Origin of the sequence: Nonomuraea salmonea, from assembly GCF_042428605.1 — a bacterium.
Lineage (GTDB): Bacteria > Actinomycetota > Actinomycetes > Streptosporangiales > Streptosporangiaceae > Nonomuraea > Nonomuraea salmonea.
In genome coordinates this window covers 163,864-186,783 of the sequence record NZ_JBHMCF010000025.1, presented here as the reverse complement: position 1 = coordinate 186,783, position 22,920 = coordinate 163,864, and the positions used below count along the sequence as shown (strand labels likewise).

Sequence of the window (22,920 nt, the reverse complement as noted above, 5' to 3'; positions counted from 1 at the left end):
CGTACATGGCCGACCGGACAGCTTGTGCGCCGGAGTGTTCAGCGGGTGTCGGCCTTCGAGCTTCGAGGGCGTCAGCTCCGAACGGATTTCCAGGACTCCACTGTCGCTTCGGCGATGGCTTTGATGCGATCCCCGTACGCGGAATGCCCGTCGAACACGAAGCTGTCGTCCTTGACCGGCAGGCCGCTGAACGAAGCCGAGAAGCCGGGAGGTTCGCCCTTCGGGAGCGGTGCGTATGCCGTCAACGGTGCCGTGTCGTAGCTCGGCCGTGCCCGGTGGTTGTTGCGTGACACCCGATGGGCCGCCAGGCGGAGCAGCGCGTCAAGGCCCTGATCCACGTAGAACTGCAACTGGCGATACTGGTCGTCGAGGTATTTCTCGTGGGCTCTGGAAGGATGCTGCAGGAGATATGTCACGACCACGCACGCGTGCCACCTGAACATCTGCGGATCCGACTGCTCCTCGGCCAGAATCCCGTGGTAATAGTCCACGCACATGCCCAGTGGGCCGGCCGTCGCACCGCAGTCGCACCTGTCCGTCATGGAGATATCTGCCATGCCCGCAACATAGGTGGCCGGACCCGACCTTGGCGACGTCTTATCGGCGCCGGCTCATCCCCCCGGCATGGTCTGGAGATCCGTGCCTACGGGTTGCGCGCCCGGCTCCTGGACGAGTTCGAGCGCCTGCACCGCGACCGGGATGTCCCCCGATGGGCGGCTTTCCGCCGTGCCATCTGGCGGGACCTCGTGATGACGATGCTCTTCACCATCGGCTATGGCTGCGCCATCGCCTTCGTCCTGTGGCAGACGCGCATGGGTGCCCTGCACGCGGGCGACGTGGCCATGGTGGTGCTGCTGATCCCGCAACTCGACCGGACCGCCTCCGGGCTTGCGACGTCGACGCGCCAGATGGCGCGCATGCTGGACACCGTCGCCGGCTTGCGATGGCTGCGTCGTTACGCCGAGGAGCACTCATGGCCGTCGGGACGGACGCCGGCACCTACCCGTCTGCGTGACGGCATCAGGCTCCGCAGCGTGAGTTTCGGCTATCCGGGATCGTCCGGACAGGCTGTCAGCGACCTGAACCTGTTCCTGCCGGCGGGAAGCACGGTTGCGATCATCGGCGACAACGGCGCCGGGAAATCGACCCTCGCCAAACTGCTCCTGCTGTACGACCCCACCCACGGCGTCGTCGAGATCGACGGAATCGATCTGCACGAGCTCGACCCGCGATCCTGGCATGAGCGAACTTCGGCGGGCTTTCAGGACTTCGTGAAGTACGAGTTCACGGCCCAGGAGACCATCGGGATCGGTGATCTCGCCCGGATGAACGACCCCGAATCCCTCCGGGCAGCGACACGCCGAGGAGGCGCCACCGACGTTCTGGCGGAACTCCCGGCAGGTTCGGCCACGCAGCTCGGACGCCGTTTCGCCGGCGGCGTCGATCTGTCGGGCGGCCAGTGGCAACGGCTCGCCCTCGCACGCGCGTTCATGCGGCCGCGGCCCCTCCTCCTCGTACTGGACGAGCCGACGGCTGCTCTGGACCCGGAGGCGGAGCACGCTCTCTTCGAACGCTTCGCCGCCGCCTCATCGCGCACGACCCGCCACAACGGCGGGATCACCGTCCTGGTTTCCCATCGCTTCTCCACCGTGCGAATGGCTGATCTGATCGTGGTGATGGAAGCCGGTCGCGTCATCGAAGTCGGCACCCACGACGAACTCCTCGCTTCTGGCGGCCTGTACCACGAACTTTTCAATTTGCAGGCCAGGGCATACATGTAAGGGAATCTCCGTGATGCTCGAAAACAGGACGCCAGCGTCAGGATGCAGGTTCGGGCTCAGGGGCAGAGGTGGTCGCTCATCGACCAGGCTGGGAGGTGGCGTGATCGACAGGCCACGGATGGTGTTGGCGGCGACGGTGCTCGGTGCGCCTGATGCTCGCGCGTTGGCGGCCTTTTATCAGCGGTTGCTCGGCTGGGACGTACGAGAAGAGGAATCTGATTGGGTGGTTCTTCGTGCGCCTGATGAAAGGGCGGGGTTGTCGTTCCAGACCGAGGCGGCTCATGTGCGGCCGACGTGGCCGGCCGGGCCCGGGGATCAGCAGATGATGATGCACCTGGACATCGAGGTGGACGATCTGGAGACCGCAGGAGCCCATGCCGTCGAGGCGGGGGCGACGCTTGCGGGCTACCAGCCCCAGGACGATGTGCGGGTCTATCTCGATCCCGCGGGGCATCCGTTCTGCTTGTTCACGCGGTAGAACGGGCGCAGCCGATCACCTCAAGGACGGGGGTGCTGGGCAGCCGTGTCGGCGGTATCTGCCGGGGGCCATGGCGTACTGGCGTTTGAAGGCGTTGGCGAAGGCGAACTCCGAGCCGTAGCCGATCGCGCCGGCGATCTCGCTCAGCGCGGCGTCGGAGTCGCGCAGCATGCGCGCGGCCGTGCCCAGCCGCCACCAGGTCAGGTACGCCAGCGGTGGCTGCCCGACGTACTGGGTGAATCGGCGGGAGAACGCCGCGCGGGACAGCCCCGCGCGGCGGCCGAGCGACTCGACCGTCCACGGGTGGGCGGGGTCGCGGTGGATGGCGTCGAGCGCGGCGCTGGTGGCCGGGTCGGCCAGCGCGGCGGTCCAGCCGCCGGCCTCGCAGTGCTCCATCGAGACGTCGAACCAGGCGCGCAGGATGTACAGCAGGAGCATGTCGAGCAGCGCCGACACCACCAGGTCGGCGCCCGGTCGCGGGCCGCCGATCTCTTTCCCGAGCAGCTCGACGGCGGCGCGCAGCTCGGTGTCGTGCCCCAGCTCGGCAGGCAGGTGGATCATCGCGGGCAGCTCTCTGAGCAGCGGATGCGCCTGGCTGGAGTCGAGCCGGTAGCCGCCGCAGAGCGTCACGGTGACGGGCCTGGCGCCCTCCAGGGAGGCCGAGGCGAACAGTTCGGCGGGGGTGTCGGGGTCGCAGTACGGCTCCGCGATGGGGCTGGTGGGGGAGTCGGCGAGCGCGTAGCCGTGTCCGTGCGGGAAGAACAGCACGTCGCCCGTTCCGACCGCGATCGGCTCACCTTCCGGCGGGATCGCCCAGCACGAGCCCTGCAGCACCACGTGGAAACCCGCCGAGCCGGGTGCGGAGGGAAACCGCTGCCCCCAGCGCGCCGGCCACTCGACCCGCGCCGAGCGCGGCACGCCCGCGCGCATGGAGGCGACCACGTCGCTGAGCACATCCATGCAACGGAGTCTAAGGGGGAAGACGATCGCGTATGAATCGCGCACGAACAAGCATTGGGCGGCTCTCCTAACGCTTCTATGGTGGACGCCATGAGGAAAGTCCTGGTCAGCGGGGCGACCGGCACCATCGGCCGCTCGCTGGTGAAGCAAGTCGAGGACGCGGGCGCCGACGTCCGTACGATCACGAGGGAGCTGACCGACCCGGTCGCGCTGGAGGCGGCTCTCGACGGTGTCGACGCGATGTTCTTACTGTGGCCGTTCGCCACGGCCGAGGGCGCCCGCGAGCTGCTGGAGCTGGTCGGGGCGCGGCGGGTGGTCTATCTGTCCTCCGCCGCCGCGCGTCCGTCCGAGATCGGGATCGAGCGGCTGATCGCCGAGAACGCCCGGGAATGGACGGTCTTGCGGCCGCACGCGTTCGCGGCCAACAGCCTGCGGTGGGCCGAGCAGGTCCGCGCGGGCGTCGTGCGGCAGCCGTACGGCGATGCGACCTTCTCCCCCATCCACGAGCGGGACGTCGCAGCCGTCGCCGTGCGTGCGCTGCTCGGCGAAGGGCACCACGGAGCGGTCTACACGCTGACCGGACCCCGGCCGATGACCCAGCGGGAACAGGCACGGGCGATCGGCGCGGCGATCGGCCGGCCGGTCCGCTGGGAGGAGGAGCCCCCGGAGGAGGCCAGGACCCGGCTGGTCAAACTGGGGTGGCCCGAGCAGGCCGTGGACGAAATGCTGCGCGCTCTGGCCGAGCCAGGCCCGGCCACCGGGACCGTGGAGGAGGTCACCGGAGCGCCCGCGAGCACGTTCGAGACGTGGGCGAGCGAGCACGCCGCCGACTTCCTCGGCAGCATGCGGGCCGCCCGCATCCACGAGTACGGCGACGCGTCGGTGATCTCGCTGGACGAGGTGCCGGTGCCGAAGCCAGGGCCGGGCGAGGTGCTCATCAGGGTGGCCGCGACGTCGTTCAACCCGTCGGAGGTCGGGCTGCGGATGGGGCTGCTGCGGGAGGTGTTCGGCGGCACGCTGCCGCATACGCTCGGCTGGGACGTCGCGGGCACCGTGGTCACCGGGGCGGGTGACTTCGCTCCCGGCGATCGGGTGATCGGGCTCATCGACGGGGCGGCGGCCGGTTACGCGGTCGCGAAGGCGAGCCTGCTGACCAGCGCGCCGGAACGGATCCCGCTGGCGGACGCGGCCGCCGTGCCGGTGGCCGGGCTCACCGCCTGGCAGGCGGTCTTCGAGCACGCCCGCATCGGCCGTGGCAGCCGGGTGCTGATCAACGGGGCCGGCGGGGGCGTGGGGATGTTCGCCGTTCAGCTGGCCAAGCATGCGGGCGCGTACGTGGTGGCGACCGCGAGCCCGCGCAGCGCGGCGGCCGTACGGGGGCTGGGCGCCGACGAGATCGTGGACTACACCGCCGCTCCCTTGCCGGGCGGCAACGACGTGCTGATCAACCTGGTTCCCGACGTGCCCGCGTCGGTGACGCGGTTGGCCAGGGCATTCGTCTCCATCACTCAGCCGATCGCGCATCCGCACGCCGTCCAGTTCGTCGCCCGCAACGACGTGGGTCAGCTGTCGGAGCTCGTGGCGCTGATCGACTCGGGCGCCGTTCGCGTCGAAGCGGACGTTCGCCCGCTGGAAGCCCTGGCTGACCTGCACCGGGACGCCGAGCGCGGCCGGGTGCGCGGGAAGGTCGTCGTGACGATCGATGCTTGATCAGGACCGGCGGACGCCCTCACCCAAGCGGAGTTCTTCCGAACCTCGGTCTCCGGTGAGAACGGGATCTAGGAGAGGTAGGCCCAGCATGCCGAACGCGATATCGCCCAGATTTCCGGGGGTGTTCAAGGACTTCCGGCGCGCTCCAGGAATGTGCGTGTGGCCTTTGAACTTCTCGACGGTGGTCGCCTTCCTCAACGGCTGTGACTTCGCGTTAGGGGGCCGCACGCTCGACGGCTTCCGCGAATGGCTTGTCGGTCGTATCGGGCGCGAGAGCGGTTACGCATGGCCAGGGCTCGTCCTGTGGTTCATCGAACCTGTCGGTTTCAAGCCGTACAGCGAGGTTCCTGCCGAGTTGGAGCCGGTCGCCATCGAGACGCTCTTCCGGCTGCTCGAGGAGTTCATCGATTCTCAGCCTGGCTCGTCCTGACCTGGCCGCTCGTTCCCATCCGGTCGGGAGGAATGCAGGCGTCCGAAGTAGCCCAAGCCTACGAAAGTGACACTGAGGAAAACGGCGATGCCGAGGCAGAGGAGCAAGGCATCGAGTGCCAGGGCGTGTTCGGCGCCGAGCGCGTCACCGATCAGCGAGAAGAAGACCATCAGCGCGCCGGTGGAAGAGCCTGCGATCACGCCGAGGCGTACAGGATGAGCTGCGGCGAACCGGGCGATCCCTTTCGTTGGGCGTTCCACGGCTCATTCGGGCTGGCGTCGCGGTCGGGGACTACGCCGAGGGCCGGCGTCGCGCGGAGGCGGTGCCCATTGCTTCTCGTGTCGGATGGCGAGTCGGACCGCCCAGTAGATGAGGAAGAACAATGCCACTGCAGGAATGATCCACAGCACTATCAGAAACAGACCTTCGAACATTCCCATGCCCATAGCCGTCGCCATCCGATCGCCGACATAAGGAAGATAAGGATGCCCGATCCGGTGATCAGCGTCCACCTATGGTCTGAGCGCGAGAAAGGATCGTTTCTGCGGGCCTTCCGAGTACGCGTTCCAGATCGGGGGTCTGGCGTTCCAGGGCGCCCGTGCGCACCTGGGCGGAGATCCAGCTCATGGGGCCGGAGTCGGGCGCCTCGCGGTAGGTGACGTTCAGGGCCTCGGCGACCTCGGGATAGCTCCACAGGGGCCCGGTGAAGTCGTACGCGTGGCCGTCGTGCCCCTCGCCCGTCAGTACGTTCGCCGCTGCCTCGGCCAGGTCCGACCTGAAGGCCGTGTTCAGGCCGCGGCCTGCGGTGTTGCTGGTGATCTCGCCATTGGAGACCTGCGGGACGAACGCGTCGCTGTAGAAGGGGTGACGCAGCAGCGTGTACGGCAGGCCGCTGTCGAGGATGGCCTGTTCGGTGGTGTGATAGGCCTCGGTCAGGCCGGTGGCTACGGTGTCGGCCCCCAGGAAGCTGGTGAAGACGATCGCGCCGACGCCGGCCTCCTTGGCGGCGGTCACGGCATTCAGGTGCTGCCTGATCCTGCGGGCGGTGTCCAGCTCGGGGGAGGAGATCAGAAGGAGACGGTCGGCTCCCTGGAAGGCCTCGCGCAGGCTCGCGGGGTCGTCGTAGTCGCCGCGCCGCACGGGGACGCCTTCAGGAGCTCGCCCGGGATCGCGCACCACGGCCACCACCTCGGCCCGAGCGCGTACTGCCTGGATGACGAGACGGCCGAGCGCACCGGAAGCGGCTGAAATCGCGATCACAGAAGTGCTCCTCCTCAGGACGATCGCACCAGTGAACTCCCGCCCGGTGACGCTGCGCCACTCATTTGTCGGTGGCATGGTGCAGCATCGGCATCCTGGACCAGGGCGAGGACAGGAGATCAGGGTGCCCCCCACCGACCCGCGGACAGCCGGCCACGCCTTTCTCAAGGGCATGTACGAGGACGGCTATTACCCCGACCACGTCGTCGACAAGGGCAGACAGATCCTGCTGCGGCTGTGTGAGCGCATCGAGGACGAGCGGCCGGCGGACCTGGCGGCGCTGTACGTCCTCACCCACGCGGCGACGGAGGAGTTCAACGAACTGGAGGCCGAGTTCGACGCCGCCGGCAGCGAGATCGAGACCGTGGCCCGCGAAGTGATCGCCGAGGACTTCTGGTTCGTGGCGTCGGCCTACGGGTTCGCGGACGCGGACGCGGAGGAGCTGATCGCGACCCGCGAGTGGTGACGTATCAGCCGGGGGTCTTCGGGATGATCCGCGCTATGTGAACGCGGGCTCATGAATCCCGTTGGGAGTCAAGCCAGTATCGGAAGGATGAGCTCGTTGATTTGAGCACGGTGGGGGCGCGTGGCGGTTCGGGCCAGACCTGCAGGAAATAGTGGTCGCCTACCTCCATCGCGACTTCTTCGTCCATGCCTCTCATGTGGTAGCGCACACGATATGTGTGAGGGCCGGCGGGTAAGGGAGGAAGAGGATGCGTGTTCGCGCCTCCCCATTCCAGCAGGGAAAGCCGACCGGTCGGGGACTCATAGCTGATCTCGACGATGTCTTCGTATCCGTCGAATTCGGTGCCCGGATCTCGGTCGGCGACGGCCACCGTGAAGTCCACCGGGCCCCACTGCGGTCCCACAGCGAGTAAGGCAATGCCTTTCTCCACGCGGATGACTCCCACAGGGGGATTCGGCGTGTCCTCGAAAGAGCCGGCGACGTATCCCTCGTCCGCGAGATAGACCTGGCTGTAATCCACCTCCACGACCAGCTGCTTGACGTGGATGACAGGGGTCTCGTCTGTGGTCATGGGCTGGAAGCATAGACTCCGCCCCCGACGATCACCGTGGACGGCCTAATCGAGTGGCAGTACGGCGGGGTCCGTGCCCAGGGCCGCCCGGACTCGTTGCCGCGTACGGGGTGAGGGGCCCACGAGGACGGGGTGCTTCGCGGCGCGGAGGAGGGGCAGGTCAACGGCGCTGTCGCTGTACGCGTACTCGATCGGCGGGACGACACCCGCCTGTTCCAGACGGCGGACCTTGTCGGCGCCGAGGCAGCCTTCCGCGACCCGGTGCGCGCGCCGGGAGTGTTCGAGGCGGGCGGCGATCACCTCGACCCCGGCCAGGCCGAGTGCCCTGCACACGGCGCCGGCCAGCGGGTCGGCGCAGCCCGTGACGATGATGACGCGGTCGCCGGCGCGCTGGTGGGAGCGGAGGCGGTCGAGGGTGATGGCGATGCGGCGCGGCTCGGCGGCGTGCGCGAGCGCGAACTCCTCCGCCAGCGCTTCGAAACGATGAGGTGGTACGCCGATCGTGGCCAGCCAGAGGAACCCGGCCACTGCTCGGCGGCGCGTCCGCGAGATCAGGAACAGCGGGACCAGGATGATCGCCGACAGCAAGGAGATGACCGCGCGGATCGGCCGGCGCAGGAGGAGAAGCCGGAGGAAGCGGGCGAAGGAGTCCCCTCGTACGAGGGTGCCGTCGAGGTCGAAGACGGCCACCCGCTGGTACGGATCAGGCATCGCCGGCACCTCCGACGGCGGGCAGGTCGAAGGCCCGGAGAAGGACCTCCAGGACGGCATCGGGGGTCGCGGCGCCGGTCGCCGTGGGCAGGGCGTTCCAGATCCACAGCTGGGCGAAGCCGTGCAGCGCGCTCCACAGGGCGCCCGCCAACCGGCGGCTGTCCGTACGGTGCTGCCAGCCGGTGGCCTGGTGGGCTCGTACCAGCTCCACCAGAGTGTCGAAGACCTCCAGACTGACGCGCGCCAGCTCCGGTTCCCGCGGGTCGACCAGGTCGTGGCGGAACATCAGCGCGAACATCCCGGGCTCGTCGAAGGCGAACGCCACGTAGGTACGGCAGGCGGCCTGCAGCCGTTGCCCGCTGTCGTACGCGGGAGGCAGCCCGGCGAGGACGCCCCGGCCTCTTGCGGCGAGATCGCGGAACCCTTGAGCGGCGACGGCCGACAGCAGGGCTTCCCTTCCGGCGAAGTGGCGGAGCGGAGCGCCATGTGAGACCCCGGCGCTGCGGGCGATCGCGCGCAGGGTGACGTTCTCGGGGCCGCTCTCGGTGACCATGGCGGTCGCGCACGACACCAGACGGTCTTTCAGGCCCGCTTCTGCTTTCATGTAGACAGTGTCTACAGCCGAATGGCCGTCGGTGTCCATGTGATTTGCTCAGTGGTGGGCATGACGGATGGCGGCCGAGACGTCGGCCGGCGGTCCGCGGCCGGCGACCATGGCTCTCCCTCGTACCAGTCCTCTTCAGCACATGGGTGGCGAGTCCCAATGGAGATGTAGATGTCAGTGCCCACGGTCGCGACCTCGTTCAGCCAGGCAAGCCGCTCGTCAGGCTTTGGCGTGCGTACTGCTGATCGGGCTCTCCGAAGTCCATGCCGTTCTCATCAAGAGCGTTGTAGATGGTCACTCGGCCCTGCGGAAAAACGAATCCGACAGCCACCGTCCCGTACGCCAGGTCTTCCCCCATCCACGTCAGCAGCTCCACGGCCTGCAGGCTCTGCCCCTGCAGCCGCGCCAATTCAGCCGGTACGCCTTCTCGCCAGGCCAGCCGAAATCCCTGGCCGGCCCAATCCAGCGGCTGAGCCGGGTCGACCACGTTCCACGTAAGGGAGATGTCATGGAACTTGTGGTGGACGATCTCGACCTGCTCTCCCTCGAAATCCAGAAGGATCAGGCCATCGGAGAACCAGCTGTCCTCGTCGAGATCCCACACCAGGAGAGCGCGCGTCAGCTTCCGGCCTTCCAGCATGGCCAGTCTCGCGCCATGCGCGGCGGCCACGGCCGGGCCGCCGCTCAGCCATGTGGGGCGGTATCCACTGATGACGAAGTCGAACATCTGGCGATTATGCATCGTCAGGCTTGATGCCTCCCCGCGGCAGCACAGCTCCGGCAGGCGCCGCAGTGGGGCGATAGCATCGCGTTTGTGGGGGATTGGGCGCTTCGGCCTGCTGTGATGGGCGATGTTGCGGCTGTGGCTGAGTTGCGGGCCTTGGTGCTCAGGGAGGACCTTGAGCGGCTCGGGCGGTACGACGAGTGTCGGGTGCGGCAGCGGCTGCGGGATGGGTTCGTGCCGGCGCACACGTGGGTGATCGAGGTGGGTGGTGACTTCGCCGGGTGTGTGGCGCTGCGGGTGGCGGACGATTGCTACTGGCTGGAGCACTTCTATCTGGCGCCGGAGTTGCAGGGCAGGGGCATCGGCACTGCTGTGCTGCGCAGGCTGCTGGAGCGGTGTGATCGGGAAGGGGCCGTGGTCCGGCTGAACGTGCTGCAGGGCAGTTCGGCGCGGCGGTTGTACGACCGGCACGGGTTCACGCGAGAGGCCGAGGATGAGGTGGACGTCTTCATGGTGCGCCACCCCGACCTCATGGAGCGCCAACCCGACCTCATGGAGCGTCACCCCAACTGAGACAGGTCAAAGGAGGAAGGCTCGGGCGTGGTCGGCCACGAGCGGGGCTGTCTTTCCTTCCGGGCCGAAGTGGTTGAGGCCGGGCAGGATTTCGAGGGTGGCGTCGATCAGGGTGTCGCGAAGGGCGGCGTACTCGGACCGGCCGGGGGTGCGGCTGCCGCATAAGAGCAGGACCGCGGCCTTCACGGCCGCGAAGCCGGCGAGCTTGCCCTGCTGGGCGGCGATCTGCTCGTGTTCGGCCACGTTGGCCGCCAGGAGGGGACGCATCCGCTGCCAGCTCGGCCCGCGGAAGCCGATGCGCAGCGCGAAGCGCAGATACCAGTACGGCAGCTTCGCCATGAAGGCCGGCGCGCCCCCCGACCCGCGGATGAAGTGCACGAACGCGCCGTAAGGATCGTCCGCGGCCAGCCGTTCCCGGTAAGGGGACATCCAGGCGGTCGGGACGGGGGCGACGGGCACTCCGGGCTCGTACGCCACGATGCGCTCGAAAACCGGAGATGTCCGGGCGGTCTCCAGGATGACGAGGCCGCCGTAGCTGTGGCCGAACGCCAGCCGGGCGCCGGTCTCCGCCTGGACGGCGAGCAGGTCGTCCACTTCACGTGCCAAGGCGTACCCGGGTCCTAAAGGGCCGCTGGCGCCGCGGCCTCGCCGCTCCACCAGGTGCACGGTGAAGGAGCGGGACAGGTCGGTGGCCAGCGGCAGGTAGTCATCCGAGGCGCGCAGGCTGCCGCCGAGCACGATGAGGCCGGGGCCGGCGCCGGACGTCCGGTAGCAGATCGGGGTGCCGTCGGCGGAGGAGATGGTGCTCTGGCTCATAGGGTTCGCTCCTGTTCTGCATGGTCGAGGGTGGCGAGCAGTTGCGCGGTGTGCCGGGCGTACTCGGCGTACGGCACCCCGCTGTGGGCGACGAGGGCGGTCATCCGTTCCTCGAAGCCCTGCTGGACCGACGCCACGAGCTGCCGTCCCTTGTCCGTGAGGCTCAGGTGGCGGCGGTGGCCGCCGCCCGGGTCGGGCCGGACGTCGAGCAGCCCGTCGGCGGCGAGGACGGACGTCATGCGGCTCACCGACGGCTCGGTCACCCCGAGGGCGTCGGCCAGGGCACGTTGCGTCGAGGCGCCGAGCTCCCCCACGAGGGTCAGGGCCAGGAAGCGGTTGTAGGAGATGTCGTGCTCGGCCCGCAGGAGCCGGTCGGCCGCGCGGTCCAGGCGGGCGGTGAGGACGTGCAGGGTGAAGCTGAGATTCCTGTTCACAACTTAACATGCTAACTTAGAAAAGCAAGCATTCGCCTCTGCCGAGGGAGTCGCCGTGCGCATCGCCATTCCGTTGTTCGATCGGTTCACGGCGCTCGACGCCGTCGGCCCGTACGAGGTGCTGAAGTTCCTGCCGGACGCCGAGATCGTCTTCGTGGCCGAGCAGGCCGGGCCCGTCCGCGACGTCCCCAAGTGGCTGGCCCTCACCGCCGACGCCGCCTTCGACGACATCGACGCCTGCGACGTGCTGCTGGTCCCGGGAGGGCCAGGGGCCAGGGCGCTGCTGGACGATCGCCCGCTGCTCGACTGGATCCGGCGGATGCACGAGACGAGCGCATGGACGACGTCGGTGTGCACCGGGTCCCTGCTGCTGGGTGCGGCGGGGCTGCTCAAGGGGCTGTCGGCGACCACGCACTGGGGCGCCGTGGACGTGCTGGAGTCGTTCGGCGCGACCTACACGCCGGAGCGGGTGGTCTTCCAGAGCGAGGTCGTGACCGCGGCGGGGGTGTCGTCGGGCATCGACATGGCGCTCGCGCTCGTGGCGCGGCTCAAGGACCGGACGACGGCGGAGGCGATCCAGCTCGCCATCGAGTACGACCCCCAGCCGCCCTTCGACGCCGGCTCACCCGCCAAGGCCCCTCAGGCCGCCAAAGACCTGCTCAAGAGGAAGTTCCCCTAGAGCGGCCGGCACCGGGACGCCGTTGGCGGTCAGCGCCCTGCGCAGGAGGGCGGCGTCGCAGCCGTGGGCCGCCAGGTGGCCGAGGATGGGCTCGTACCGGTCGGGGCGGTCGCGGGCGAGCTCGGTCGCCAGCCGCAGCTCAAGGCGCACCACGGGCACCCGATGGGCGCCGCAGGTGACCTGGACGCAGTGCTGCCAGGGGCCGCGGCCGATGCACTCCATGCCGTCGGAGTCGGTCTCCCGCTCGACCGTGCTGATCTCCACGATCACCCCGTTCACCTCGTACCGGGTGAAGTATTGGGCGGTCTCGGGGAGCCAGGCGGCCGGGTAGGGGCAGGGGAAGGGGGAGAGGGCGGCGGCGAAGGTGTCGACGTCGGCGCGCCGGGCCACCAGGACGTCGATGTCGCCGGCGGGCAAGTGCACGCCTTGGAGGAGGGCGGCGCTCGTGCCGCCGACGCGGTAGGGCGGGACGGTGGGCAGTGCGGTGAGGATCGTCTCCATGGTGGAGGTCACGTCCGTGAGTCGCATGGCGGGCACGCTACCGAGGCGCGCCCCCTCACCGTCAGCGGGAAAATGGGGGATGCGCGCGTGGATGGTGCTCATCGGGCCGGCCGCTGCCGGGAAGAGCACGCTGGGAGAGGCGGTGGCCGCCGCCACCGGGCGGTGGTTCGTGGACGTCGACGCGCTCGGCGCCGGCTACTACGCCGAGGTGGGCTGGAGCATGGACCGGCTGCGCGAGCGCATCCGCGCCGTGGGCAGGGTCGCGGCCGAGCGAGGGGGAGTCGCCCGCCGAGAGCGCCGGCCGGCTGCTGGACGAGGTGATCAGGCCGTCACCTTGTCCAGGAACGCCTCCAGGTTGACCCGCACGCGGGCGATCTTGTCCTCCACGGTCAGCGACTCGTCCATGAGCGCGCCGTCGCCGGGCGCCTTCTTCCTGCCCCTGGTGTAGAGGGAGCAGGCGAGGTCGGCGCAGACGTACTGGCCGACGGTGTTGCCCTGGCGGCCGGCCTCGCCGGTGCGGCGGGCGGTCATCAGCGCGACGCCGCCGTTGGTGTGCGTGGTGAGGCAGAGCGAGCACATGCTGCGGGAGGTGAACGCGCGCGCCGCGCCGGACGTCACGCGCAGCGCGACGCCGGTGAGCGCGCCGCCGTGGTCGGCGACGAGGTACGCCCGCTCGGGGGCGCCCGGGTCGCGCCAGCCGAGGAAGTCGAGGTCGTCCCACGGGAGGTCCGCGAGATCCTTGGGGGTGCTGAGCCGCTTGGCCTCACCCTTGGAGCAGTTGATGAAAGATGTACGGATGTCGTGATCTGTGATGGGACGCATGGGCGGCGACGCTAGTCCTTCTTAAAGGTCGTAAGCAAGTGATTAAATAGCGTAGCAAGCGGAGGAAAGGCAGCGCATGGCACGTGCGGGAGTGACCGCGGAACGCCTCACCCAGGCGGCGGCGGAGCTGGCCGACGAGATCGGCTTCCAGAACGTCACCGTCTCGGCGCTCGCGCGCGCGTTCGGGGTCAAGCCGGCGGCCCTGTACTCACACGTCAAGGACCTCCAGGACCTTCGGATCAGGGTGGCCAAGCTGGCCCTGGCCGAGCTCGCCGAGCGCGCCGCCACCGCACTCGCCGGGCGGTCGGGCAAGGACGCGCTGGTGGCGTTCGCCAACGCGTACCGGGGCTACGCGAAGGAACATCCGGGCCGGTACGCCGCCGCGCAGCTGGAGATGGACTACGAGACCGCCGCCGACAGCGCGGCCCCGCGCCACTCCGCGATGACGCGGGCGATCCTGCGCGGCTACGACCTGCCGGATCCCGCCCAGACCGACGCCGTACGCATGCTGGGCGCCACCTTCCACGGATACGTGAGCCTGGAGATGGCCGGCGGGTTCCGGCACACCCCGCGCTCGGTCGAGGAGTCCTGGAACCGCACCCTGGACGCGCTCGACGCCGTCCTGCGCAACTGGCCTTCAGACGGAGGGTAGCTCGCCGACGGCGGCGACCAGGTGGGCGCCGCCGTACGTGCAGCGCCAGGCGACGGTATCGTCCAGGTGCGCGACCCACAGGCCGCGGTCGTGTTCGGGACAGACGGGCCAGGCCCGCCAGATCATCTCCATGATGACCTCCTGGGCGGCGTCGGCGACGGCGGCGAGGGCCCAGACCGGGTCGCTGCCGGTCGAGGGGGCCATGCCGTTGCCCTGGTAGGCGCCGCGGAACTCCACGCGCGCGTACCCGTGCGGGTCCCAGTCGGGGACGTTGAGCCGCAGCGTGCCGGTGACGCCGGTGGCGCGGGCGTCGCGCTCCACGACGGCGAGCGCCTCTTCCAGGGTGCGCCACCAGCCGGGTTCGACCGCGAACGGCGGCTCGAACGACGTCTCCCGCAGGACCGCCCGCGCCACCCGGGACAGGTCGGCAGGGTCGGACTCCAGGAACTCCCTGGCCGCGGGGGTGCTGACGCCGTGGTCGTCCAGCACGATCACCAGGTCGAGCAGCGTGTCATGGTCGAGGTCACCGCCGCGCAGCTGCTCGTAGACGCGGCGGCTCGCCTCCGTGATCGCGTCGCCGGTCACCTGGGGTTGCGGAGCCGGTCCACCGTACGGAGGATGTGCTGCTCGGCCGGCTCCTTGGTGACGCCGAGGCCGGCGAGCACGCCCACCACCGGGGCGTCGTCGAGGGACAGGACGCCGAGCAGGAGGTGCTCGGTGCCGATCCAGTCGTGGCCGAGGCGCAGCGACTCGCGGGCGGCGAGTTCGAGCGCCTTCCTGCTCTGGGCCGCGAAAGGCAGGAACTGCTCCTCGCTCCCCGGGCCCGTGCCGAGCGCCGCCGCCAGCGCGTTGCGCACCGTCTCGACGGGCGCGCCGAGCGCGGCCATCGTGACGGCGCCCAGGGCGTCGGGCTGGTGCAGCTGGCCCAGCACCAGGTGGGCCGGCTCGATCTGCGCGTGCTTGGACGCGCGGGCCTCTTCCTGGGACTTGACCACGACGATGCGGGCGCGATCGGTGTAGCGGGTGAACGTCTGCAGGTCGTCGATCATGGGCTCGGCGCTGCTGCCTTCCTTGAGGGCGAACCGCTTCTGGGCGGCCGATCAGGTGACGCCCATGCTATGCCCGATCTCCGTCCACGATGCTCCGGAACGCTGACGCCCGGCGGAAGGATCACCTCGATCGGACGTCTGAGCCGAGCGCAGGCCGTCCAGCAGGAGGGTGATGACGCCGTCGGCCTCGGCACGCCAGTCGGGGCGGTCGTGGGCGGCGCCGATGCCGTGCAGCGCCATCATCACGGTGCCGGGGCCCACGTCGTCGCGGATGGCGCCCGCGTTCGCGGCGGCGGCGATCAGGCCCGTGACGGCCTCCTCCAGCGTGCGGCTGCCCTCGGCCACCGGCTCCGAGCCGCTCGTCATGAGTGTTGCCAGCGTGCGGGCGAGGCCCTGGTGGGCGTGCATGTGGTCGACCATGCCGCGCAGGAAGGCCGCCAGCGCCTCCGCCGCGGGGAGTGCCGACTGCAGATGGCGGGCGCGCTCGCACAGCGCGGCGATCTCCTCGTGGTAGACCGCCTCGGCCAGCGCCTCCCTGGTGGGGAAGTGGCGGTAGAGCGTGCCGACGCCCACTCCGGCGAGCTGGGCGAAGTCGTCGAAGCGCAGATCGAAGAAGTCTCCCGCGTCGAAGACCTCGCGGGCCTTGGCGATCAGGGCCGCGCGGTTGCGCTGGGCGTCGGCGCGCAGCGGCCTCCCAGCGGTCATACGGCACCTCGTGCCCGCTCAGTGCCGGCGCGCAGCGGCTTTCCGGCGATCATGTGACATCCCGTGTTGACAAAGCGGAATCCGTCTCCATATGTTCCAGAAGTGGAGATTATCTCCACTTCATCATAGCGAGGTGTGGCATCAGGATCCTCATGTTCGGCCGGGGCGTGATCGCCGGCATCTACGGCTGGGCTCTGCGGCAGGCGGAGCATGACGTCGAGTTCTACGTACGGCCGGGGCGCGCCGCGACGTACGGGGAGACGGTCGACCTCGACCTGACGGACACGCGGCGACGGGTGGGGCGGTGGCGCGTCGCCGGGACGTACCCGGCGCGCTACCGCGAGACACTCCCAGAAGACCACGACTTCGAGCTGATCGTGCTGAGCGTGCCGCATCACCGTCTCCCGGAGGCGGCCGCCTTCCTCGCGCCGCGCCTCGGCGAGGCCACCGTGCTGGTCTTCGGCAATCTCTGGGCCGAGCCGCTCGCCGCCATGGGCGACCTGCCGCCCGCCCGGGTCGCGTGGGGTTTCCCGCAGGCAGGGGGCGGGTTCGGCGATGACGGGGTGCTTCGGGGGACGCTGCTGTCGTCGGTCGTCTTCGGCACCCTCGGCCGGCCCCCGACCGTACGCGAGCGGGCCGCACGCCAGGCGTTCCGCACGGCCGGCTTCCGCGTCAAGGAGCGGCCCGACTTCCGCGGCTGGTTGTGGCTGCACTTCGTGGCCAATGCCGGGCTCCACTCACAGGGCGTGCGGCTGGGCTCGCTGACCGACCTGGTGGGGAAGGCCGGCGACCTGCGCGAGGCGATGCGGGTCACGCGCGAGCTGCTCCCGCTCGTCGAGGCGCGCGGCGTCGATCTGCGCCGGCACCGGGCCACCGTGCGGTCGTTCCGTGCGCCCACCTGGCTGACGGGGCCCGCGCTCGCGTGGCTGACCGCTCATTTTCCTCTGGTACGCGGCAACTTCGCGGCCCACTCCGACCCCGAGGCCGAGGAGCCGCGGGAGATCTGCCGGGACACGCTGGCGGAGGCCCGCCGGCTGAACGTCCCCACGCCCCGCCTGGAGGCGGCCGAGCCGTACTTCACGCCAGGTCGAGCACACCGACCGTCTCGCCCTCGCTGACCTCGCCGGTCGTACGGAACCCCAGCTTGCGATAGAAGCCCTCGGGGCCGTCGTCGCCGGGATGCCAGGTGACGTACAGCCGCGTGCTGCCCCGGCGCCGCAGTTCGGCGGCCACCGACGCGACCGCGAACCGGCCGACGCCGCGGCCCTGCGCGTCCGCCGCCACGTTCAGCCGCCACAGGCCGGAACGGAAGTCGACGCCTTTGCCGTTCCAGTCGATGTCGATGAAGGCCATGAAGAAGCCCACCGCTTCGTCGCCGTCGAGGATGAGGCGAGGCCAGGCGTTCGCGGGGTATACGTACGCCTCGGCCAGCGACTTCATCACCGGGCCCACCAGCCGTTCCTGGTCAGGACGGACCCGCACGGCGCACGCGGTGCCGAAGTTGGCCGGGGTGACGGGGACGTGCCGCAGGGGTGTGGGGGCGCTCATGCGGCTCAGCCTACGGAGGGGTGCGCGGGGGGCGTGACAGGGTGGAGGCATGGGAGCTGACGAGCTGGCGCACGTACGGTGGATCGCGGGTGGGACGGGGGCCGGCAAGAGCACGGTGACCCGGATTCTGGCCGAGCGGTACGAGTTGCCCGTCTACGACGGTGATCGTGCCGAGGCGCGGTACGCCGGGCGGTGTACGCCGGAGCGGCAGCCGTACATGTGCGCTCTGCTGCGGACACCCAAGGAGGAGCGGTTCGCCGGGCGCGCGCCGGAAGAGGTGTTCCGCGCGATGCCGAGCCTGCACGGCGAGACGTTCGGGTTCGTGGTCGAGGAGCTGCTGGCGTCGCCCGCCGATCGGCCGGTGCTGGTGGACGACTTCCGGCCGCTGCCCCGCGAGCTCGCGCCGCTGCTGGAGCGCCCTGAGCAGGCGGTGTTCCTGCTGCCCGAGCCGGGGTTCCGGCGCAGGAACCTGGCGGCCCGTTACGCCGACCCCGCCGCGGCCCGCGCCACCTACGGCGACGTGGATCCGGCCGCGGCGCTGGCCGTGCGGGTGGCGCGGGACGAGCTGTGGGACGCCGAGGTGCGCCGCCAGGCCCGCGAGACCGGCCTGCCCGTCGTGGACGTGGACGGCTCGCGGACCCCGGACGACCTGGCCGCGGACCTCGCCGCCGCCTTCGGCCTCAGCTCACTTTCAGCAGCCAGGGCCGGCCGTCCTACTTCTTCGTCAGGTGGCGGTTGAGGAGGTCGAAGAAGGCGTCGCCGCGGACGATCTCGAAGGGGTCGCCCAGCAGCTCACCCAGCTCGGCGATGTCGGACGGCGTCCAGTTCCACGCGTTCACGGCCCCGGCGATGAACAGCGGGGTGGAGCCGTCCCAGCCCTCGATGTGCCTGAGCAGCCCGTCGCGGTATTCCTGCGCCTTGCCCTGCGGGTAGAGGTTGCCGATGACCGGCAGCCCGCCCACGTGGGTCTGCAGGTCGCCGGTCTCCCACGACTGGATGATGCCGCGGATCGGGGTGTTGCTGCGGTAGGAGGCGGCGATCCGCTCGTCGAAGGCGACCCAGCCGTCGTCCTCGGCGTTGCGGTGGTTGTAGGCGTAGACGAGGTCCATGCCGGTGCGCCGCAGGAACCGCCCGGTGAGCTTGGTGTAGGCGGCCAGATCGGCCTCTGGCCACGAGCCCGGGTAGGTGTAACCGGCGCCGGACGGCCCGGCGATGAGCAGGTCGTTCTCGGTGGCGGTGCGCTGGTAGTGGGCGAGCAGCGCGGGCCCGATGTCGGCGAGCAGCGGGCTGACCGTCCAGTTGGTGGGGACGCGGCCGCGCGCGGGGTCGTCCCAGAGCTGCCGCATGCGCCGCTGGCAGTACTGGATGTTGTCGCCCTCGCCGACGGTGAGCGTGAGGTAGACGCGGTTGCGGAGGGTGGCGCGGGGACGCGGGCGTACGCGGTCGGAGACCTTGGCGGCGACGCCGGCGTGCACGGTGCCGTTCATGTAGTAGTCGGCGGGCACGACCTCCACGGCGTGCTGGGAGGCGCGGTCCACGCCGCCCCACTCACCGGCCACGTCGTTGGAGAACCAGCCGGCGTACGGGGTCGTCGGCTTGACCTTGCTCAAGATCTCGTCGAGCAGCTTGCCGGTCTCGCCGGACGGCGGCAGCCAGAAGACCATGGCCCGGCTGGCCACGGTGTAGTCGCGGAAGTAGGGGAACGGCTCGACCCGGGTGGGCGCGGTGGTGGTGGCGGTGACCAGGTACTGGTTCCACAGGTCCACCTCGACGAGCAGCTCGCGGGTGCCGGTCGGCGGGGTGAAGCGGTAGATGAAGTAGCCGCCGCCGTCGGCGAAGCGGTTGGACTCGGCGCCGACGGCCGAGTTGACGCCGTCGAAGAGGTACGGCGCCTCGGCGTCGGTGCCGGGCGTGAAGGCGGCGATCTGGTTGCCGTCGGCCTTGACGACCAAGGAGCCGACGGAGGCGCCCCAGCCGTCGTCGCCGAGTGAGTCCTGGAAGCGCAGGAAGACGCCTTCCTCGCCGGACAGCTCCTGGCTGAGGTCGAAGGTGCGCACCTCGCGGTTGGAGGTGTCCCTGATGCGCTCGGTCTCCCTGGCGACCTCGCGCCACTGGACGTTCTCGACGGACACGGTCCTGGTCGGCGGCAGGCCGCTGAGCAGGGTGTGGGTGCAGCGGGGCCAGAGGGTGTCGAGCTGCCAGCGGTAGGTGGCGAGCACGTCGTCGGGGTCGAAGCGGCCGCGCAGGTCCGTGATGACCTTGAGCCGGTGCTCCTGGGCCTGCTCGGCGGTGGCGGCGACGGCGTTCTCCAGGCCGGCCAGGGTGGTGGCGACGTTCACCGAGTCGGGGACGCCGGGGTCATGCAGGATCGCGCCGCGCACCTCGCCGCGGTAGCGGGCGACGAGGTCGAGCGGGCGGTCGTGGCGGGTGACGGCGGCGCCGGTGCTGGACAGCCAGCGCTCGTCGTAGCCCTCCTCGTTGTAGTTGAAGTACAGCCGGGGGCGGCGGCGGTTGACGACTCCCTGAAGGGTGGTCAGGAGGAGCTGGTCGTCGCCGTGCAGGGTGGCGATGTCGGCGTAGTCGAGCCGGGTGGGGCGGCCGAAGCCGGGCAATAAGGGGGCGGAGGCGGAGGCAGCCGCGCGGGCGGCGGGCAGGCTCAGGCCGAGCGCGCCGGCCGCGAGGACCGTGCCGTTCGCCAGGAGGAATTCACGTCGGGAGACCATGGCGTTCACTGCTCCTCGTCGGGGGGAGACCAGGAATGACAGCGTTGTCATCGCTTCGCTAGCGAACGTACCTATGTGACCGTTTGTTGTCCATGGTGTAAATGAGGCGAAATTTCCGGATAAGCCGTGCCGATCGCTCACGTGATCGTTTCGTGAGCCGCTGAAGCGTTTCAACAGAGCAACCGCAGGGTAAGGCCGACGTTGATTTGAGCTGCCTGTTCACCAGGAGCCACGGATGTCCCGTGTCACGCTCACCCCCGCCGCCCGTGACGCCCTGCGCGGCGACGAAGTGGTCTTCTTCGACTGGCACGTCACCGGTCTGTGCTGCGCGGACGCGGGCGAGTTCTCGGTCAGGCCGCTGCGGCGCAGCAGGTTGCCGCGCCGGGCGCGCGAGCTCGGCCCGACCGGTCTCGTGTACGCCCACCCGACGGCCTGGGTGCACCTCGCCGAGCTGCCCGTCACCATCGACTGCCGCCCGCTGTGGCGCTGGCGGCGCTTCACCACCGACCTGCTGCCGGACGCCGGGCTGCGCTGCTGCCTGGGACGTCCCGCACACAACCCGGCTCACGACTGATCCTGTCCGTCGCCAGACACATGGGAGGTAACCGGTGAAGCTGCGTTCCATCATCATCTGGACGGCGGTGGCCCTCGTCGGGGCCGTCGGCTGGGCGGTGCTCGCCCTGTCCAGAGGCGAGAACGTCAACGCGGTCTGGCTGCTGTGCGCCGCGCTCGGCTCGTACGCGATCGCCTACCGCTTCTACGCCCGCTTCATCGTCCGCAAGGTGCTGCGGGCCGACGACCGCAGGGCAACCCCCGCCGAGCGGCTCGACAACGGCATCGACTACCACCCGACCGACCGGCGCATCCTGTTCGGCCACCACTTCGCCGCCATCGCGGGGGCGGGGCCGCTGGTCGGTCCCGTGCTGGCCGCGCAGATGGGTTACCTGCCCGGCACGATCTGGATCATCGCGGGGGTGATCTTCGCCGGGGCCGTGCAGGACATGGTGGTGCTGTTCTTCTCCATGCGGCGCAACGGCAGGAGCCTCGGGCAGATGGCCCGCGAGGAGATCGGCCCGGTGGGCGGCGCGGCGGCGCTGATCGCGGTCTTCGCCATCATGATCATCCTGCTCGCGGTGCTGGCGCTGGTCGTGGTGAACGCGCTCGCCCAGTCGCCGTGGGGCGTCTTCTCCATCGCGATGACCATCCCGATCGCCCTGTTCATGGGCTTCTACCTGCGGGTGATCAGGCCGGGCCGGGTCGTCGAGACGACGGTCATCGGGGTCGTGCTGCTGATCCTCGCCATCATGGCGGGCGGCTGGGTCCAGGACTCGAGCTGGGCGCCGTTCTTCACGCTCAGCCCGTCGGCGCTGGCGCTGTGGCTCATCGCGTACGGATTCGTCGCCGCCGTCCTGCCCGTCTGGATGCTGCTCGCGCCGCGCGACTACCTGTCGACGTTCATGAAGATCGGCACGATCGTGCTGATCGCGGTCGGCATCGCGGTCACCATGCCGCCGCTGCGGACCACCGCGTTCACCGACTTCGCCTTCAACGGCGAGGGGCCGGTCTTCGCCGGGTCGTTGTTCCCGTTCGTGTTCATCATCATCGCCTGCGGCGCGCTGTCCGGCTTCCACGCGCTGATCTCGTCCGGCACGACCCCGAAGATGATCCAGAAGGAGACGCAGGTCAGGATGATCGGCTACGGCTCCATGCTCATGGAGTCGTTCGTGGCGGTCATGGCGATCACCGCGGCCTGCGTGCTGAGCCCCGGCCTCTACTTCGCGATGAACTCACCGGCCGGCGTCGTCGGCGCGACCGTGCAGAGCGCCGCCGAGGCCGTCACGAACATGGGCTTCGTCATCACTCCCGAGCAGTTGCAGGCCGCGGCGGCGGCCGTGCAGGAGGAGACGCTGATAGCGCGGACGGGCGGCGCGCCCACCCTGGCCGTGGGCATCTCGCAGATCTTCTCCGGCTTCCTCGGCGGCGCGGGGCTCCAGGCTTTCTGGTACCACTTCGCGATCATGTTCGAGGCGCTGTTCATCCTCACCACCGTGGACGCGGGCACGCGGGTGGGCCGGTTCATGCTCCAGGACACGATCGGCAACCTGTGGAAGCCGATCTCCCGGGTGAGCTGGTGGCCCGGGCTCGTCGCGACCAGCGCCGTCGTGGTGGCGGCCTGGGGCTACTTCCTCTACCAGGGCGTCAACGACCCGCTCGGCGGCATCAACCAGCTCTTCCCGCTGTTCGGCATCGCGAACCAGCTGCTCGCCGCCGTCGCGCTCACCGTGGCCACCACGCTGCTGATCAAGAGCGGCCGGCTCAAGTGGGCGTGGGTGACGGGCGTCCCGCTGGCCTGGGACGTCGCCGTCACGCTCACCGCGAGCTGGCAGAAGGTGTTCTCCGCCGACCCGAAGCTCGGCTTCTTCGCCCAGCGCGACCGCTACCAGGCCGCGCTCGACCAGGGCGAGCTGCTCGCGCCCGCCAGGACGGAGGACGCGATGCGGCAGATCGTCATCAACTCGACCGTGGACGGCGTGCTGGCCGCGCTCTTCGCCGTGCTGATCATCGTGGTCCTCATCGACGCCGCCCGCATCTGGATCAAGGCGATCCGGCTGCGCGAGCCGCTGCCCGACACGGAGGCGCCGTTCCAGGAGTCCACGATCGTGGCGCCGTCGGGGCTCATCGCCACCCGCGAGGAGAAGGAGCTGATGGCGAAGTCGCCGTGA

The 22,920-nt window shown here is 69.9% G+C and carries 29 protein-coding genes; 12 read left to right on the top strand and 17 right to left on the bottom strand.

The window, feature by feature from the left end; translation table 11 throughout:
• Positions 1–71 precede the first annotated feature (71 nt).
• Positions 72–557, bottom strand: coding sequence for a DUF5946 family protein (locus ACFFR3_RS23630; protein ID WP_345395074.1), 486 nt, complete (start codon positions 555–557; stop codon positions 72–74).
• 192 nt (positions 558–749) lie between these two features.
• On the opposite strand from ACFFR3_RS23630, the gene ACFFR3_RS23625 reads away from it, so the two are divergent.
• Both ACFFR3_RS23625 and ACFFR3_RS23620 read left to right on the top strand, forming a co-directional pair.
• Positions 750–1,781, top strand: coding sequence for an ABC transporter ATP-binding protein (locus tag ACFFR3_RS23625; RefSeq protein ID WP_379483854.1), 1,032 nt, complete (start codon positions 750–752; stop codon positions 1,779–1,781).
• 100 nt (positions 1,782–1,881) lie between these two features.
• Entirely contained in the window at positions 1,882–2,259 is a 378-nt protein-coding gene (locus ACFFR3_RS23620; RefSeq protein ID WP_364377876.1) for a VOC family protein, read from the top strand.
• Positions 2,260–2,274: 15 nt separating this feature from the next.
• Here the strand turns inward: ACFFR3_RS23620 and ACFFR3_RS23615 are convergent, their stop codons facing one another.
• Entirely contained in the window at positions 2,275–3,219 is a 945-nt protein-coding gene (locus ACFFR3_RS23615) for an AraC family transcriptional regulator (RefSeq protein ID WP_379483853.1), read from the bottom strand.
• 90 nt (positions 3,220–3,309) lie between these two features.
• Between ACFFR3_RS23615 and ACFFR3_RS23610 the strand changes: the two genes are divergently transcribed.
• Positions 3,310–4,929 carry a zinc-binding dehydrogenase gene (locus tag ACFFR3_RS23610; protein WP_379483852.1) on the top strand — a complete coding sequence of 540 codons (1,620 nt, stop codon included), beginning with the start codon at positions 3,310–3,312 and terminating at the stop codon, positions 4,927–4,929.
• A gap of 121 nt (positions 4,930–5,050) precedes the next feature.
• Positions 5,051–5,359, top strand: a complete 309-nt coding sequence (locus ACFFR3_RS23605; RefSeq protein ID WP_345395089.1) for a hypothetical protein — start codon at positions 5,051–5,053, stop codon at positions 5,357–5,359.
• Here ACFFR3_RS23605 and ACFFR3_RS23600 read toward each other — a convergent pair.
• Entirely contained in the window at positions 5,341–5,619 is a 279-nt protein-coding gene (locus tag ACFFR3_RS23600; RefSeq protein ID WP_345395092.1) for a hypothetical protein, read from the bottom strand. The genes ACFFR3_RS23605 and ACFFR3_RS23600 overlap by 19 nt on opposite strands.
• A 241-nt stretch (positions 5,620–5,860) precedes the next feature.
• Positions 5,861–6,619, bottom strand: a complete 759-nt coding sequence (locus tag ACFFR3_RS23595) for an NAD(P)H-binding protein (RefSeq protein WP_379483851.1) — start codon at positions 6,617–6,619, stop codon at positions 5,861–5,863.
• 124 nt (positions 6,620–6,743) lie between these two features.
• Between ACFFR3_RS23595 and ACFFR3_RS23590 the strand changes: the two genes are divergently transcribed.
• The gene (locus ACFFR3_RS23590) at positions 6,744–7,085 is read left to right on the top strand and encodes a DUF5713 family protein (protein ID WP_364377888.1); all 342 of its coding nucleotides are present in this window, start codon (positions 6,744–6,746) and stop codon (positions 7,083–7,085) included.
• A gap of 49 nt (positions 7,086–7,134) precedes the next feature.
• On the opposite strand, the gene ACFFR3_RS23585 is transcribed toward ACFFR3_RS23590, so the two are convergent.
• The 4 genes from ACFFR3_RS23585 to ACFFR3_RS23570 form a co-directional block, all read right to left on the bottom strand.
• Positions 7,135–7,656 carry a hypothetical protein gene (locus ACFFR3_RS23585; protein ID WP_345395101.1) on the bottom strand — a complete coding sequence of 174 codons (522 nt, stop codon included), beginning with the start codon at positions 7,654–7,656 and terminating at the stop codon, positions 7,135–7,137.
• Positions 7,657–7,701: 45 nt separating this feature from the next.
• A complete protein-coding gene (locus ACFFR3_RS23580) occupies positions 7,702–8,367 on the bottom strand; it encodes an HAD-IB family phosphatase (protein WP_345395104.1) in 666 nt (221 codons plus the stop codon).
• A complete protein-coding gene (locus tag ACFFR3_RS23575) occupies positions 8,360–8,971 on the bottom strand; it encodes a TetR/AcrR family transcriptional regulator (protein ID WP_345395107.1) in 612 nt (203 codons plus the stop codon). The genes ACFFR3_RS23580 and ACFFR3_RS23575 overlap by 8 nt, the downstream gene beginning before the upstream one ends.
• A 199-nt stretch (positions 8,972–9,170) precedes the next feature.
• On the bottom strand, positions 9,171–9,698 hold the full coding sequence (locus tag ACFFR3_RS23570) for a hypothetical protein (RefSeq protein ID WP_364377894.1): 528 nt from the start codon (positions 9,696–9,698) through the stop codon (positions 9,171–9,173).
• 135 nt (positions 9,699–9,833) lie between these two features.
• On the opposite strand from ACFFR3_RS23570, the gene ACFFR3_RS23565 reads away from it, so the two are divergent.
• Positions 9,834–10,268, top strand: coding sequence for a GNAT family N-acetyltransferase (locus ACFFR3_RS23565; protein WP_345395113.1), 435 nt, complete (start codon positions 9,834–9,836; stop codon positions 10,266–10,268).
• Positions 10,269–10,274: 6 nt separating this feature from the next.
• Here the strand turns inward: ACFFR3_RS23565 and ACFFR3_RS23560 are convergent, their stop codons facing one another.
• Together ACFFR3_RS23560 and ACFFR3_RS23555 are read right to left on the bottom strand one after the other, a co-directional pair.
• Positions 10,275–11,084, bottom strand: a complete 810-nt coding sequence (locus tag ACFFR3_RS23560) for an alpha/beta fold hydrolase (RefSeq protein WP_379483850.1) — start codon at positions 11,082–11,084, stop codon at positions 10,275–10,277.
• The gene (locus ACFFR3_RS23555) at positions 11,081–11,518 is read right to left on the bottom strand and encodes a MarR family winged helix-turn-helix transcriptional regulator (RefSeq protein WP_345395122.1); all 438 of its coding nucleotides are present in this window, start codon (positions 11,516–11,518) and stop codon (positions 11,081–11,083) included. Before ACFFR3_RS23555 ends, ACFFR3_RS23560 begins: the two co-directional genes overlap by 4 nt.
• Positions 11,519–11,573: 55 nt before the next feature.
• Here ACFFR3_RS23555 and ACFFR3_RS23550 point away from each other — a divergent pair, with 55 nt between their 5' ends.
• Positions 11,574–12,197, top strand: coding sequence for a DJ-1/PfpI family protein (locus tag ACFFR3_RS23550; protein ID WP_379483849.1), 624 nt, complete (start codon positions 11,574–11,576; stop codon positions 12,195–12,197).
• Here the strand turns inward: ACFFR3_RS23550 and ACFFR3_RS23545 are convergent.
• Complete coding sequence (locus ACFFR3_RS23545) at positions 12,141–12,725, bottom strand: hypothetical protein (protein ID WP_379483848.1); 585 nt, start codon at positions 12,723–12,725, stop codon at positions 12,141–12,143. The two genes, ACFFR3_RS23550 and ACFFR3_RS23545, sit on opposite strands and share 57 nt — an antisense overlap.
• 294 nt (positions 12,726–13,019) lie before the next feature.
• A complete protein-coding gene (locus ACFFR3_RS23540) occupies positions 13,020–13,520 on the bottom strand; it encodes an FBP domain-containing protein (protein WP_379483847.1) in 501 nt (166 codons plus the stop codon).
• Between the two features lie 76 nt (positions 13,521–13,596).
• Between ACFFR3_RS23540 and ACFFR3_RS23535 the strand changes: the two genes are divergently transcribed.
• Positions 13,597–14,172: a TetR/AcrR family transcriptional regulator gene (locus tag ACFFR3_RS23535; RefSeq protein ID WP_345395130.1), complete on the top strand. Its 576-nt coding sequence runs from the start codon at positions 13,597–13,599 to the stop codon at positions 14,170–14,172.
• Here the strand turns inward: ACFFR3_RS23535 and ACFFR3_RS23530 are convergent.
• Genes ACFFR3_RS23530 through ACFFR3_RS23520 form a run of 3 tightly spaced genes read right to left on the bottom strand, consistent with a single transcriptional unit; the run spans position 14,158 to position 15,926 of the window.
• On the bottom strand, positions 14,158–14,757 hold the full coding sequence (locus ACFFR3_RS23530) for a hypothetical protein (protein ID WP_345395132.1): 600 nt from the start codon (positions 14,755–14,757) through the stop codon (positions 14,158–14,160). The genes ACFFR3_RS23535 and ACFFR3_RS23530 overlap by 15 nt on opposite strands.
• Positions 14,754–15,221: a Clp protease N-terminal domain-containing protein gene (locus tag ACFFR3_RS23525; protein ID WP_345395134.1), complete on the bottom strand. Its 468-nt coding sequence runs from the start codon at positions 15,219–15,221 to the stop codon at positions 14,754–14,756. Before ACFFR3_RS23525 ends, ACFFR3_RS23530 begins: the two co-directional genes overlap by 4 nt.
• A gap of 51 nt (positions 15,222–15,272) precedes the next feature.
• Entirely contained in the window at positions 15,273–15,926 is a 654-nt protein-coding gene (locus ACFFR3_RS23520; protein WP_345395137.1) for a TetR/AcrR family transcriptional regulator, read from the bottom strand.
• Between the two features lie 152 nt (positions 15,927–16,078).
• Between ACFFR3_RS23520 and ACFFR3_RS23515 the strand changes: the two genes are divergently transcribed.
• Entirely contained in the window at positions 16,079–17,044 is a 966-nt protein-coding gene (locus tag ACFFR3_RS23515) for a ketopantoate reductase family protein (protein WP_379483846.1), read from the top strand.
• On the opposite strand, the gene ACFFR3_RS23510 is transcribed toward ACFFR3_RS23515, so the two are convergent.
• The gene (locus tag ACFFR3_RS23510; protein ID WP_364377916.1) at positions 17,004–17,474 is read right to left on the bottom strand and encodes a GNAT family N-acetyltransferase; all 471 of its coding nucleotides are present in this window, start codon (positions 17,472–17,474) and stop codon (positions 17,004–17,006) included. The two genes, ACFFR3_RS23515 and ACFFR3_RS23510, sit on opposite strands and share 41 nt — an antisense overlap.
• 49 nt (positions 17,475–17,523) lie before the next feature.
• On the opposite strand from ACFFR3_RS23510, the gene ACFFR3_RS23505 reads away from it, so the two are divergent.
• Positions 17,524–18,213, top strand: coding sequence for a nucleoside/nucleotide kinase family protein (locus ACFFR3_RS23505; RefSeq protein WP_364377918.1), 690 nt, complete (start codon positions 17,524–17,526; stop codon positions 18,211–18,213).
• Here ACFFR3_RS23505 and ACFFR3_RS23500 read toward each other — a convergent pair.
• A complete protein-coding gene (locus ACFFR3_RS23500) occupies positions 18,188–20,197 on the bottom strand; it encodes a GxGYxYP domain-containing protein (protein WP_379483845.1) in 2,010 nt (669 codons plus the stop codon). The two genes, ACFFR3_RS23505 and ACFFR3_RS23500, sit on opposite strands and share 26 nt — an antisense overlap.
• Before the next feature lie 235 nt (positions 20,198–20,432).
• Here ACFFR3_RS23500 and ACFFR3_RS23495 point away from each other — a divergent pair, with 235 nt between their 5' ends.
• Positions 20,433–20,771, top strand: a complete 339-nt coding sequence (locus ACFFR3_RS23495) for a hypothetical protein (RefSeq protein ID WP_345395152.1) — start codon at positions 20,433–20,435, stop codon at positions 20,769–20,771.
• Between the two features lie 34 nt (positions 20,772–20,805).
• Positions 20,806–22,920 carry a carbon starvation CstA family protein gene (locus ACFFR3_RS23490; protein ID WP_364377922.1) on the top strand — a complete coding sequence of 705 codons (2,115 nt, stop codon included), beginning with the start codon at positions 20,806–20,808 and terminating at the stop codon, positions 22,918–22,920.